At 47.8% G+C, this 13,797-nt stretch carries 12 protein-coding genes; 2 read left to right on the top strand and 10 right to left on the bottom strand.

Translation table 11 applies throughout. The features are described from left to right. Positions 1-11: 11 nt before the first annotated feature. The 4 genes from MHB78_RS23715 to MHB78_RS23730 all read right to left on the bottom strand — a co-directional run bounded on the left by MHB78_RS23715 (position 12) and on the right by MHB78_RS23730 (position 4,430). Positions 12-1,898, bottom strand: coding sequence for an ABC transporter permease (locus tag MHB78_RS23715; RefSeq protein WP_046130546.1), 1,887 nt, complete (start codon positions 1,896-1,898; stop codon positions 12-14). Continuing rightward, entirely contained in the window at positions 1,873-2,637 is a 765-nt protein-coding gene (locus tag MHB78_RS23720) for an ABC transporter ATP-binding protein (RefSeq protein ID WP_046130547.1), read from the bottom strand. The genes MHB78_RS23715 and MHB78_RS23720 overlap by 26 nt, the downstream gene beginning before the upstream one ends. Before the next feature lie 87 nt (positions 2,638-2,724). After that, the gene (locus MHB78_RS23725) at positions 2,725-3,726 is read right to left on the bottom strand and encodes a sensor histidine kinase (RefSeq protein ID WP_046130548.1); all 1,002 of its coding nucleotides are present in this window, start codon (positions 3,724-3,726) and stop codon (positions 2,725-2,727) included. Then, a complete protein-coding gene (locus tag MHB78_RS23730) occupies positions 3,723-4,430 on the bottom strand; it encodes a response regulator transcription factor (RefSeq protein WP_046130549.1) in 708 nt (235 codons plus the stop codon). The genes MHB78_RS23725 and MHB78_RS23730 overlap by 4 nt, the downstream gene beginning before the upstream one ends. A gap of 161 nt (positions 4,431-4,591) precedes the next feature. On the opposite strand from MHB78_RS23730, the gene MHB78_RS23735 reads away from it, so the two are divergent. Continuing rightward, a complete protein-coding gene (locus MHB78_RS23735) occupies positions 4,592-4,954 on the top strand; it encodes a YxeA family protein (RefSeq protein ID WP_046130550.1) in 363 nt (120 codons plus the stop codon). A gap of 139 nt (positions 4,955-5,093) precedes the next feature. Next, the gene (locus MHB78_RS23740) at positions 5,094-5,570 is read left to right on the top strand and encodes a GNAT family N-acetyltransferase (RefSeq protein ID WP_046130551.1); all 477 of its coding nucleotides are present in this window, start codon (positions 5,094-5,096) and stop codon (positions 5,568-5,570) included. Between the two features lie 49 nt (positions 5,571-5,619). On the opposite strand, the gene MHB78_RS23745 is transcribed toward MHB78_RS23740, so the two are convergent. The 6 genes from MHB78_RS23745 to MHB78_RS23770 form a co-directional block, all read right to left on the bottom strand. After that, positions 5,620-6,846, bottom strand: coding sequence for an arabinogalactan endo-beta-1,4-galactanase (locus MHB78_RS23745; RefSeq protein WP_231947520.1), 1,227 nt, complete (start codon positions 6,844-6,846; stop codon positions 5,620-5,622). Positions 6,847-6,978: 132 nt separating this feature from the next. Continuing rightward, positions 6,979-9,036, bottom strand: a complete 2,058-nt coding sequence (locus MHB78_RS23750) for a beta-galactosidase (protein ID WP_046130553.1) — start codon at positions 9,034-9,036, stop codon at positions 6,979-6,981. A 21-nt stretch (positions 9,037-9,057) separates the two neighbouring features. Further along, entirely contained in the window at positions 9,058-9,909 is an 852-nt protein-coding gene (locus MHB78_RS23755) for a sugar ABC transporter permease (RefSeq protein WP_099047083.1), read from the bottom strand. 4 nt (positions 9,910-9,913) lie between these two features. Continuing rightward, positions 9,914-11,170, bottom strand: a complete 1,257-nt coding sequence (locus MHB78_RS23760) for a sugar ABC transporter permease (RefSeq protein ID WP_046130554.1) — start codon at positions 11,168-11,170, stop codon at positions 9,914-9,916. A gap of 71 nt (positions 11,171-11,241) precedes the next feature. Continuing rightward, a complete protein-coding gene (locus tag MHB78_RS23765; RefSeq protein WP_046130555.1) occupies positions 11,242-12,504 on the bottom strand; it encodes an extracellular solute-binding protein in 1,263 nt (420 codons plus the stop codon). Positions 12,505-12,653: 149 nt separating this feature from the next. Continuing rightward, positions 12,654-13,646 (bottom strand): LacI family DNA-binding transcriptional regulator, encoded by a 993-nt coding sequence (locus MHB78_RS23770; RefSeq protein WP_046130597.1) that lies wholly within the window; start codon positions 13,644-13,646, stop codon positions 12,654-12,656. Positions 13,647-13,797: the final 151 nt, after the last annotated feature.

A 13,797-nucleotide genomic window follows, 5' to 3' on the forward strand; every position in this document is an offset into this window, starting at 1 on the left:
GGTCTAATCTCCTAACGAAGCGCAGCTTTAATCTGCTTCGTATAGTAGAAACGCACGATGAAAAAGTAGATGACCTGAATCGCGAAAAACACGCCGAGAACGATTGCAGATTCCGTAAAGAGATTGTACCGAAACGCATTCGATAATGCCGTGAGCGCCACCGCTCCATGAATCAGCGCAACGATAATAGGCGCAAAGAAAAGGATCGCCATCTGCCTTGTCAGCACCTTTTTCAGTTCGCGGCCGGTCAAGCCCATCTTGGATATCGCTTTAAATTTCTCTTTGTCTTCATCCAAATCGGTGTACAGGCGGAAATAAAGGAAGCTTCCCGCAGAAACGAAAAAGACGATTCCGATAAACAACCCGATGAACAACATGGGGCCATATCCCCTGCTGAGGTCATAAACCTCGTAATCAACGGCCATGAAATTGAGCGGGTCGAGCTTATTGTTTAATATCTCTCCTGTTTTAATCAAAGACGTCTCGTCTTCCCCTTGTGCCTGCCACGCATAAAACCGTTCCTCTGATACCGGCTTTTTCAATTGTTCAAAATCTTCGTCAGAAACGACATAATACATTCCCGGCTTGCCCACTGCCCTTGAATACATGGCGTGATCGGCCTGAACCCGTTTGCCTGTTTTTAGCTCGATGGTCTCTTTGTTCCTCTCGATTTCATAGCTGCCGGCATAGCCGTCGAATTCAACCGCCGCGGCTTTTCCTTCAGCCAGCTTAAGGGGCTTCTCGCCGATCAGATCAGCAAGCCGATTGTAATCGGACAGCTTAACGAGCAATTGCTCTTCACCGTTTATCTTCACATACTTGAATTCCGCTTCTGCCTTTTGCGCCTTCACATTCCTGTCTCGCAGCGTCTGATTGATAAAAGCTGTATCTTGTTCTGCCTTTTTGTCATCTCCCCGCGACTGATATGTGAACGTATTCGGGTTCACGCTTTTTGTCGCTCCGAGCAAGACCGACTGCACACCGTAGAGCGTCCCGATTGCGCTGAACGCCACGGTAGAAATGATCGCCACCATAAAAAACGTCCGGGCGTTATCCTTTATGCGGTAGGAAAGGTCGGAAAATAAGAGCATGTTCGTTTTTCTCCAGAAAAGAGTTTCCCGTTTTTTGATCCTGCGGATGACATAGACGCTTAATTGCGTAAAGAGCAGGTACGTTCCGAGAATTACGACAACCGTCACCGGAAGCATGGCCAGAAAAACGCCGTTTCCTTTGGCGGTCAAAGCTGCATAATAGCCCGATGCAAGGAGAACGGCCGCTAAGATCGCCAAAAAGACGGATGCCTTCGGTTCTCCCTTCGGTTTCTTATTTCCCTTTAACAGGTCGATCAGCTTCCCGGTCCTGAGCACGAACGTCACGAGAAACGAAATAAACAAAAATAAAGCCGTAAACGAAACGAACGTGACAATGACCGCCATCAGCGGGAAGTAAAAATTAAGCCTGTTTTCAATAATGAGCACATTTTCGGCTGCGAGCAAGATCAATTTCGCGAATATAAGGCCGACAGCAATTCCGCCGATGGTGGCAAAAAACCCGATCAGCATATTTTCCAGGAAAACCATCATGCGGATTTGGCGCATCGACATCCCTTGGATCATTAATACCCCGAACTCTTTTTTCCTTGATTGAAGAAACGAGCTCATCGAATACAGAATAAAGAAGAACGAAAAGACGAAGATGATGCCGCCCGATACATACATGCCTGACAGCGCTTTAAGACCCATTCCGGACTGCCCTGCATCGCCATTGATCGCCGGATGGAACGTAAACATGGCAAACGTAAAAAACACCATCACCGTAAACATGCTGCTGAGAAAATAAGCGGCATAAAGCCTTTTATTGCGGAGGACGTTGTTAAACGCGAATTGACGAAAAGTCATTTGCATCCCCTCCCAATAAGGAAAGCGTGTCCAGAATCCTTTGGAAAAAGGCTTGGCGGTGATCGCCGCGGTTAATTTCCGAATACAGCTTTCCGTCTTTAATAAAGATCACCCGCTGGCAGTAGCTTGCCGCCTGGGGATCATGCGTGACAAGCATCATCGTCGTTTTCTCATGGCGATTGATCGATTCAAGCATTTCCATGACGTCTTTGGACGATTTGGAATCAAGATTTCCCGTCGGTTCATCGGCCAGCAGCAGCTTCGGCGAATGAATCATTGCCCTTGCCACAGCGGCACGCTGCGCCTGCCCTCCTGATATCTCAAATGTCCGCTTTTTCATAATGTGTGTAATCCCGAGTTTTTCAGCAAGGCTGTTCGCTTTCCGCTTCATCTCCCTGACCTTTTCCCCGTCAAGCGTCAAAGGAAGAACGATGTTTTCCTCAACCGTTAATGTGTGCAGAAGGTTGAAGTCCTGAAAGACGAATCCCAGTTCCCTGCGGCGGAACTTGGCCAGCTGTTCTTTTTTCAGCACATGCGGGTTCCTGCCGTTGATCAGAATTTCTCCAGTCGTCGGCTCGTCAATGGTTGCGATCATATTCAAAAGGGTCGTTTTCCCGCTTCCGGACGGCCCCATGATCCCGACAAACTCGCCTTCATCAATCGTTAAGTTAATATCGGTTAACGCCCTGTAGGCGATTTTTCCTTCGTATATTTTGCTCGCTTGTTTAACTTGAAGCATCACAAGATCTCCTTTCCTCTTTCGATCTGTGACTTTAGTCTATCTAAAAAAGCAAAGTCAAAACTATCGATTCTTCTTTCACTTTCCTTACATCGGTGTAAGGTTTTGCGTCGAAGTGAACATTATCCGGACCGTCGTACCTTTGCCTTCTTCTGAATCGAGCTCAAGGCGATGGCCGAGCTGATCGGCCGCCGTCTTTGTCAAATAAAGGCCCATTCCCGTTGATTCTCTAAACCTGCGGCCGTTTTCGCCCGTAAAAAACGGATCAAACACCCGCTTCCGGTCCGCTTCAGGAATTCCGACGCCGAAATCCGTCACTTCCAATACCGCTTCCGCTCCTTTTTCATAAAGGGAGATGATGATCGTGCTGCTTTTTCCCGCAGAATATTTCACCGCATTATTCACGAGCTGAGACAGCATAAAGAACAGCCATTTTTCATCTGTTTCAACCGTGAGGCCTTGCTTTTCTTCCTTGAACTTCGGATACACCCGGCTGCGGATATAGAGCCGTTTGTTGTCGCGGTTGACTTCATGGACGATATCAGCTAAAACGACCGGCTTGACGCGGAAATCCTGCTCAATCGTCCGAAGGCGGGCCATGTACAGAACCGTGTTCAATCCGGTCTTCATCCGCTCGGTCTCCTCGCGAATGCTCGACGATTCCGGCTCATCGAGATCCTGGGCCGTCAGCTCAATGACGGACAGCGGCGTTTTCATTTGGTGCACCCATTGCTCCATAAACGTAAGATGCTCTTTTTGCGCACGTTCCAACGTTTTCAATTCGTGCCGGTAATGCCTGTACTGGCTTTTCAAAAGCTCCTCAAGCGCTTCTGCCGCAGGGGCCCCGCCGTTTTTTTGAATGGATTCGTCAAGCGTCTCTAAGGGCCTTGCGAGGCGCCTGTAAAATTTGCGGCGCGTATAGTAATGATAAAAAAGATAGCAGCCGAGAAAGAAAAAACCGAGAAAAACGGCATACAAAAGGGGCTTGATGCTCCGGTATCCATCAAGCCAATACACCGATAACATGACGGTAAACTGCACGATTTGCACGCCGATCAGCAGATAATGCTCCTTGAAAAACAGCTTCATTCTTCTCCCGCCTTCACCCAGGATACATTCAGGCGATACCCGGCGCCCCTGACCGTTTCTACCGCGTCTTCGATGCCAAGCTCCAAAAATTTCTTTCTGACCCGTGTAATGTTGACATTGAGGGTGTTTTCGTCGACATACGCCTGATCGTCCCAAAGCTTGGCAAGCAGGTCTTCGCGGCCGGTGACCCTCGGATAGCGCTCCATTAAGCTTTCGATTATATCGGCTTCTTTTTTCGTCAAAGCAGCCGTTTTTGCTCCAAATGCTAATTCAAGCCTTTCCGGGAAAAGCCTGAGCCCATCCCTTTCCAGCATCCGCTCATCGGCCTTTGACGCATATTCGCCGTAAGCCCGGCGCAGCTGGCTGCGAACTTTCGCCATGACGATTTCAGAATGAAACGGCTTCGTAATAAAATCATCCCCTCCGTTTTCAAGCGCCATGACCTGATCCATTTCACCTGTCCGCGCCGATATAAACAAAACGGGGCAGATCGATTCCTGCCGGATCTGCCGGCACCAATAATAGCCGTCAAAGCTCGGCAGATTGACGTCGAGGAGTACAAGGTCAGGCCGTTCATTTCTGAATTCGTCCATCACGCGGTCAAAATCATGAACGACGTGTACGCGATAGCCGTATTTGATGATATGGGACCGCAGCAGTTCGGCGATTTTCGGATCGTCTTCCACAATCATAATGGTTTGCATGTTCCGTCTCTCCTTTGTTTGCGTCTATTATGACACGTTGCCCCGCGATTCACAAAATCTAATCTTACAAAAATGTAAGCGTACTGTAATTTGAATCAATGTCTTAGCCCGCCGATAATTTATAAAATGGGACTGAACAATAGAAAAGGGGAGAAGATGCAATGAAAAAGCTGGGAATCGGACTCGCCGCCTCTGTTTTGATCGTTTTTGGAGGACTGTTTGCCCTCCAAAAGACGACAGCGGGCCTCACCCCGCTGTCTGATAATTTTCTGAAAGGCCTTCCGGTTGAAGCATACTACGTCAAAACGACGGACGCTTACGAAAAGCTATGGAACGGCAAATACCGCTACACATTCACCGGATACGATAAAAACGGAAACAAGCAAAAAATCGTCAGGGTGATGGACAGAAAGCTGCGGGCAGGAGCTTATCTCAAAATGTATACCGTCGGAACCTACGGAAAAGGCTGGATTGAGATCGAGCGGGAGGAAGTGCCTCAAGGCGCTTTGGCGGAGATGAAATAAGCCGAGTGTCAGCTTTTTATTTGTTTGATATAGATCGTGGTGAAGGGGGCACTCCCCTTCATTTTTTCTTTGCAAACAGCAAACAAACGTTCTATTCTATAAGAAAGAACCTTACCCGCTGCCGAAAGGGGATTATTAAATGAGCATTGAACTTGCGCATTGCTCTGAAGAGCATTTGCCCGTTTTGAAAGGGTTTGAGCTTCCGGAAGAACAAAGACGCTTCACCGCGTTTCCTCGCGATGTTATGCAAGCGGCTGACGGACAATATCCGATCGTCATTGTCAGTGAAGGAACGCCTGTCGGATTTTTTTTGCTTCACTCAACAGAAAGAGTCAAAGACTATTCAACGAATCCGAACGCCATGCTGTTAACCGCGTTATCCATTGATCATAGACAGCAGAGAAAAGGCTTTGCTAAAAAAGGATTGCTGAAACTTGCGTCCTTTATTACACAAGAATTCAAACACTGCGATGAAATCGTGTTGGTTGTCAATCAAAAAAATATTCCGGCTCGGCGTTTGTATGAGAAAGCCGGTTTTGCCGATACCGGAGAAAGAAAAATCGGCCCCATCGGAGAACAGATTGTCATGAAAATGCACATTCAATCGTCTCGTTAAGTTAGAAAGAGGCCTGACGCTAATGGCCCCGGCCTCTTTCGATTCGTGGTCAACGGACAATCGCACCTGTATCGACATACTTTAACACGTTAATGGACGGCAGCGGACGGCCCGTAAAGTCAAACAATGCCTGACTGTCGACGGCGCTGCCGCCATACCACTTTCCGGCGTCTTCGGGATCGTATTCTGCGGCATAGCTTGTGGCCCATCCTGAACCGTACGTCTCCCAGATGCGTTTATTTTTCTCGAGATTGCGCGCGGGTCCGACCGGAATCCACGCCGCTTCCCAATAAAAAACCCCAATTCCCGCATCGCCTGCATCGGCTACAGCTTTAATGACATCCCTTACCGCATTTGCCTGGCCTTGAACCGTAATCGGATAGCGGAGCGTCTGGCCGTCTTTCGGCGCCGTATTTGCATGCCCGTCTCCGTCCTCAGCCGTGTAGGTGTACGATGTCTCGGCCACCATCACTTTTTTGCCGTACGTACCGGCCACATGTTTGAGCACGGACGTCAAATTTTGCAGCGTACCGTGCCAAAACGGGTAATACGAGCTTGCAAATACATCATAGTCGACGCGATTGTTGTTGAGCGTGCGGGCGATCGAAGCATAGCCTCCGGTTCGCTCGGGATTCGTAAAATGCAAGGCGACGAGAATGTTCGAATCTGTTTCCCGAACCGCTGTGCTTCCAGCATTAAAGAGCTCGCACATCTTTGACCAATCATTTTCCCCGGCCACCCCGCCGTTCGTTTCATTTCCGACCTGCACCATCCCGATGTTAATTCCCGCTGTCTTCATTGCTTGCAGGCTTTCTTTTGTATAGTTGTACAGCGCTGCTTTTTTGTTTTCGAAATTCATGTTTGTCCATGCCTTTGGCGCTTTTTGTTTAGCCGGATCGGCCCAGAAGTCGGAATAATGGAAGTCCGCCAGCAGTTTCATACCGTTTTCAGTCGCCCTTTTTCCGATGGCAATGGCTTTTTTCAGATCATTGTTGCCTCCCCCGTAGCCGTTTCCCTTTGCATCATAAGGGTTATGCCATATGCGCACCCTTACATAATTGACGCCCGCTTGTTTCAGCGTTTTGAAAATGTCCTGCTTTTTTCCGGCTTCATCGTAAAACGCTACACCGCTCTCTTCAAGGGCAATGATGCTTGAAACGTCCACACCCTTTATAAAATCTTTGTTAAGACCCGGCACTTTTTCCACAAAAATATCAGCCTTGACCGGCTTCTGAGCGGCTGCCCGGGCCGATCCTTGAAAAGAACCAATGATCATTATCAGCGTGAAAAAAACCGCAAACAGCGTTTTAACCCCTTTTCCTCCCATAATCACCCTCCTCATAATGAAAGCGTTATCATAAATGAGTAAAAATACATCCGCTCTCTATGGGCGGATGTTTCTCAGAAGCTAGTCTTTTTTTGCGTTCGCCACGATTCTGACTTCATATTTGTCCAGTGTCAAATCACCCGTAATGACTTCCCCTGTCACCATATCTCTCACGCTTGATTCAAACACAACAGGCTGTTTTTCCTCTGTAAAGTTCATGACAAAAATATAGTCATGCTCCCCGTCGCACCGAACCTGAACGGACACGCCTTTTTCATGCTTCACCGAATATGGAGGTTTGATCGACAGCTCTTCCATCAAATGCCCGTAAAAATCGCCGTGAAATTCGTCATTTAACCTCGCACCAATATAGTATGTTTTCCCTTTTTTGTATTGATGGCTTGTTACGGCCGGCGTATTTGCGTAAAAATCGTCCTCATAGACGCCTTCCTGAACCGCCGTGTGCGTGCGAATGACGGTTGCATAGTCCGTCACTTCATACGATTTGTTTTGATAACGGACTGCATTTTTATCGCTTGGGTACAGCGTGTCTGTTTCTACGGGCTCCATGCCGAACATCTCTTGGAGATCCTGAGGCCACCCGGATAAATAGGTTAAGTCATGCTCGTTGACGATCCCGCTGATATAAGTCAGCACCAATGTGCCCCCGTCTGCAACAAATGCCTTGAGCCGGGCTATCGTTTCTTTACTTGCTAAATACAGCATCGGCGCAATCAGCAATCGATATGATGAAAAATCGTGTTCCTTCGTAATGACATCGACGGGAATATCCCGGTCCCAAAACGCCCGGTAATGCTGCTGCAATGTCTGAGGATAGCGCTTCGTCTTCATCCCGAACCCTTGTGCATCCTGAATCGCCCAATTGTTTTCCCAATCGTAAAGAATGGCCGTCTCCGCCGGACGATTGGTCCCGGCGACATCGGAAAGGCGTTCCAATGTTTGACCGATTTTGGAGACTTCTTGAAACACGCGGTTTTCCGGGCTATTGTCGTGGCCGACGACCGCTCCGTGAAATTTTTCTGAAGAACCGCGGGATTGCCGCCATTGAAAATAGAGGACGCTGTCAGATCCATGAGCGACCATCTGCATCGATGACAGCAAATTCATCCCCGGGCGCTTCGGTTTGTTCACATCATGCCAATTGACGCTGCTTGGCGTGGATTCCATTAACAGGAACGGCTGCTGCTTCAGGCTCCTGTATAAGTCATTAATAAAGCCGACTTTCGCCGCCAGATCGGCCGTGCTCTCCCAATCATTGTGCCATGCGGGATACGCATCCCAGCTGATCACGTCAACATGCTTGGCAAACTTGCTGTAATCGAGGCCCTGAAAAGGAATTAAATCGTATGTATCTGCCATGAAGTTTGTCGTGATGGGAATGTTCGGCGTGATTTCCCTTAAAGGAGCGATCTCATTGTGATAGAACGAAATCGTTTGGTCGGTGACAAACCGGCGCCAGTCCAAATTCAGACCGTGTACGGCGCTTTCCCCGATCGGAGAAGGGGATTCGATTTGCGACCAGTCGCTGTACGTATGGCTCCAAAAAGGCCCCCACCAGGCGTCATTCAACGCCTTCAGATCATCGTTGTATTTCTTTTTAAGCCAGTCTCTGAACGCGTTCTGACACTCCCCGCAGTGGCATTCCCCGCCGTATTCGTTCGACACGTGCCACATGAGGAGCGCCGGATGCCTGCCATACCTTTCGGCCAGCAAGCGATTGATGTCTCTCGTTTTTTCGCGGTATACGCGGGAAGTAAAACAATGATTATGCCTTGAACCGTGGAGCTGTTTCACCCTGGCTGCATTCACGCGCAGCACTTCGGGATATGTTTGCGACAGCCAGGCCGGGCGCGCTCCGCTCGGGGTCGCCAAAATCACCCGCCCCCCCATCCGGTGGATGCTGTCGAAAATCCCGTCCAGCCAGTCAAACGTATAGACACCTTCCTCAGGCTCAAGTGCGCTCCATGCAAAAATGCCCACAGAAAACGTATTAGCATGGGCAAGCTTCATCAATTTTACATCGTCCGCTAAAATATCGGGCCGATCAAGCCACTGCTCAGGATTGTAATCTCCTCCGTGAAGCATGAATTTTGCCTCTGTCGTATAAGATTTAGACATAATACTCTCCTTTTCATTCGTTTATCCTTTTGTTCCGCCTGCCGTTAATCCTGACACAAAATTCTTCTGCAGCATGATAAAGATGACGGCGACCGGTATGCTGATCAGAATGGCTCCGGCGGCAAACGTCGTATAGCTTGCTCCCATGACCTCATTCACTAAATTGTATAAGCCGATCGGCAGCGTATAAGATTCAGGCGAGCGCAAGATGGTCGACGACAATACGAAGTCTCCGAGCGGCCCGGTAAATCCGTTCATGGCGACTACCGCAATCATCGGCTTTGATAAAGGCATGATGATTTGCCAAAAGATCCTTGTGTTGCCGGCGCCGTCTATCTTGGCGCTTTCATCCAAATCAACCGGAATCGAGTCCATATAGCCTTTCATCAAATAGGTGTTCATCGGAATCTGTCCGCCGATATACAGCAAAATCAACAGCCAGTGGCTGTTCATCATTCCCAGCATTTGCGCCAAAACGAAGAGCGCGACTAAAGCCGAAAACTGCGGGATCATCTGCAGCAGCAAAAATAGCATCAGCGCGTTTTTTCTGCCCTTAAACCGGAATCTGGAAAAAGCATAAGCTGTAAAAGAAACGCTGATGACCGCTCCGATCATCGTAAATATGCTGATTTTCAGCGAATTGAGATACCATTTCCCATATTGAAGGCTCTGTTTTCCGGCAAATAATTCTTTATAATGATCCAATGTCGGATTGTCCGGAATGATCGATGTGCTGATCAAGCTGTTGCCTGGATTAAAACTGGCTCCCACGGTCCAAAGCAGGGGATAAATGATGACAACGATCATGAAAATCAATAGCGCGTAAGAGAAAAAAAGGCGGAAAAACTTTCTTTTTCTCATGTCTGTCAGCATCGTCTTAAGCCCCCTCTTTGAAAGAATTCGTCCGCCTGAACTGCCACAGTGCAATCGAAATGACAAAGACGGACAATAGAATCGTCAATGCCGCCGCCAAAGAATACTGGCTCGACTGCATCGTCAACTTATAAATCCAGGACACTAAAATATCGGTTCCCCCCGCGGTCGATCCGGGAACTGCCGGGCCGCCGCCATTGAAGAGATAGATAATGTTAAAGTTATTAAAATTAAAGGTGAACTGCGTAATAATAATCGGAGCCATGGCAATTAAGATCAGCGGCAGCGTAATGTGCCTGAACTTAGCAAAAACGGATGCACCGTCAATGGTTGCCGCTTCATAAAGGTCATCCGGGATCGACTGAAGGACGCCGGTCGTGACGATGAACACATACGGAAAACCGAGCCAGCCCTGCATAAGGATCAGCGCCAGTTTCGCCCAGCCCGCATTTGTCATCCAAGGAATCGGATCGATTCCTAAAGCAGCCAGAATCGTATGATTGACCGCGCCAAAACTGTCATTAAAAAGACCGGCAAAGACAAGGATCGTGACGAAACCGGGCACTGCCCAAGGCAAAACGAGAATCGTACGAAACAATTTTTTAAAGCGAATGTCTTTCTGGTTGACGACGACCGCCAGCAAAATCCCCAATCCGACCTGCAGGGAAGAAGCGACAAGCGTCCAGACGACAGTCCATGCCAGCACATCAAAAAAGGTCGAACGCCAAATATCAACGGTGAAAATCTCAGAAAATGTTTTCAGTCCCACCCAATCGACTAAATGTGCAGGCGGCGAATGGTATAAATTATAGTTTGTAAAGGCTAATGCAAAGCTGAATAAGATCGGGAAAACGACGGCAAAAATTAGGATAAACAGCGACGGACCGCTGATCACGTATGGATAGCCTTGAGAAATTAAATTTTGATATTGCTCTTTAAGGGAGCTTAATTCCTGATGTTCATCGCGCAATTTTCCGTTTTGATACGCATCCCTTAAATTTACGTAATATACGGCCAGTCCGAAACACGTGACAATCACGGCAATAATGCCTTGTGCCAGAAGAAAAATCGAGTTGTCGCGCGGCACTTCGGTTCCAAGCGTAAAGATGCCCCACAGTCCCATATTCAGCAGATCGCCAAAAACCGCGAAGAACGCTGCACCTAAAATAAGGAATAGCAGACCTTTTATCCATTGTTTATTGTAAAATTGGCCGAAGCCCGGAATAATCGATAATAGCAAAGCCGTTTTGCGATGCTGCACCTTCTCTTTCACCTCTTTATACAGACGTCCTTATGATGAAATGGCGCCAATTCGCCTGACGCCATTCCCCATCACTTGCCGCTGTGTTTGGCCTTGATTTGTCCTTGAATCGTTTCAACAGCTTGATCCAACGCTTTTTTCGGCTCTGCTTTGCCTGTTGCGATGGTTTGCAGCGCCGCATCGGCCGGTGTCCATACTTCATTCATCTCAGGAATATTCGGCGTCAATTCTGAGAACTTTGACTGTTCGGCAACGGCTTTGGCGGCTTCGCTTTTTGTAACGGCCGGATCATCCGCCAATGCTTTGACGGCCGGGACTTCTTTTGTGACCTCATACCGCTTTTTCGAATTTTCTTTATTGGCGAGGAAGACGGCCAATTGTTCCGCAAGTTTGGCATTTTTTGAGTAAGCGCTGACATTGTAGCTTTTTACGCCAATAAAAGCGCTCATATTTTTGCCGTTTGGCAGCTCAGGCAGCTTCGCCACGCCGTAATTGATCCCCGATTTTTTGAACGGCTCCAAATTCCACGGGCCGGAAATGATCGCCGCCGCTTTCCCTTCCGTAAACAGCGATTCCAGTACATTTATGCCCTGCTCTCCGATGATGCCCGCCGGGAACAATCCTTCTTTATAAAACTTCTCTATGTACGCTGCGCCTTCGATTGCACCTTTTTGGTTCAAACCGATGTCAGCCGGATCATAGCTGCCGTCGCCTTTGCTTTTAAAAATGTACCCGCCGTAGCCGCTCATGACGCTTTCGGCATAATAAATCTGATCGAATAAGGCCAAAAAGCCGTATTTCTTGCCGTCTGTCACTTTTTTCGAGTATTCATACCACTCATCCAGCGTTTTCGGCAGTTCTTTCTCGGAAATCAGGTCTTTATTATAGTAGAGCATCGTCGTTTCGACCGCTTTCGGCAGTCCGTAGACTTTGCCGTTTATCATTTGCGATTTCATCGCAGCGTCGGTATAGATCGATTGAACGTCTTTACCGATCGACAATTCCTTGATCAAACCTTCCGTTACCGCCGTGCCGATTTGGTCTCCGGGCATCGTCAGAACATCGGGCCCCGTGCCGGCCGGTCCATCCATTCGTAAATCTTCGATTTGTTTGGCATATGGTTTTTCAATGACTTTGACAGAGACGTTATGCTCCTTTTCAAACTGGGCAACAGCATCTTGAATGCCTTCCGCCTTCTCTTTATCCTCCCAGATTACCAGTTCCTTTTTATCCGAGCTTGAGGCTTCATTGCTGCTTTCTTTCGGGCCGCATGCAGCTAATGATACGGATAAAGCCATGATACTGAACATTCCAACGTACTTTTTCAATTTCATCGTTTGTCTCATTCCTTTAAATGAATTGAAAACGCTTTACAGAATCAATATAGCACGGCCAAGAAAAACTGTAAACAACTTTTTTACTTAAAAAGGTAAAATATTTTACGAAAAATAAAACACGGCTTATTGAAAGCCGTGCCCTTGTTTTATTTTGTACTTTTTCTTACCACCAGTTCAGCCCCAAGATACAGCGTCTTCACGATGTTCCGCTTTTCTAATACCCGTTCGAGCAGAAGCTCAATGGCGTTTTTGCACAATTCTCCGATATCAATATGAAACGTCGTCAGCGGAGGCGATACATATTTGGAGACGCTGATGTTGTTGATGCTGATGATGCTGACCCTGCCCGGTATGGCGATCCCTTTTTCATTCAACGCTTGGAGACAGCCGACAGCAATCGGGTCCGCCGCCGTGAAGAAAGCCGTCGGCAGCTTTTCGCCGAGCTCTTTGATCGCTTTGCCCATCAGATGGTAGCCGTTTTCGACGGAAAAGCCTCTGCGGCAAAACATATAATGTTCCTCAAGCAGCCCTTTTTCGCTCATATAAGCGCGAAATGTCCGTTCCCGTATGTCCATCTCATCTTTGTCTGTGTTCGGGTTGTAATAAGTTCCGCCGATAAACCCGATCTTTTCGTGCCCCTTTTCAATAAGAAAATCGACCGTTTTTTTGGTCATTTGCAATAAATCGGGCCTTACCGAATCAAAATGATCGGGATCAGGGGAAGAATCAATAAAAACTCCGTGCGGCGTAATGCTCCGCAAATAGGCGAGTTCTTTTTCCGAAAACGACCCGACTGCGATGAATCCCCCGATATCCTCGGGGATGGCCTCGACGCCGTCGGAAATTTTATACGTGGTCAGTTCCACGTTAAACTTGCTTGCCAGCTTCTCGATTTCCAGCCTCATCGTTTTAAAATAAACGTCTTCCAGCTCTTCTTTATCGGTCAGCCAGTATAAAAAGGCAATGTTTTTCACCAGCATTCTGACCGTTTTCTTCCGGTAGTTCAGCTTTTCCGCCACTTCAAATATTTTTTTCCGTGTCTCATCAGGCACAGAAAGGGTCGAATCATTATTCAAAACGCGGGAAACCGTTGAAATTGAATACCCTGCCGCTTCTGCCACTTCTTTAATAGTCGCCACGATTTTAACCTCCATGAGCCGATCTCTTTAGTAAAATATTTTACTAATTTAACTTGTATTTCTCCAAAAGTCAAGTGCTGATCCTCCCGCTGAAAATTTTACAAATTGACAAAACACTTTTTATTGCGCCGCTTCATCAGACATAGTACAC

Origin of the sequence: Bacillus sp. FSL K6-0138 (assembly GCF_037982765.1) — a bacterium.
GTDB classification, from domain to species: Bacteria; Bacillota; Bacilli; order Bacillales; family Bacillaceae; genus Bacillus; species Bacillus glycinifermentans.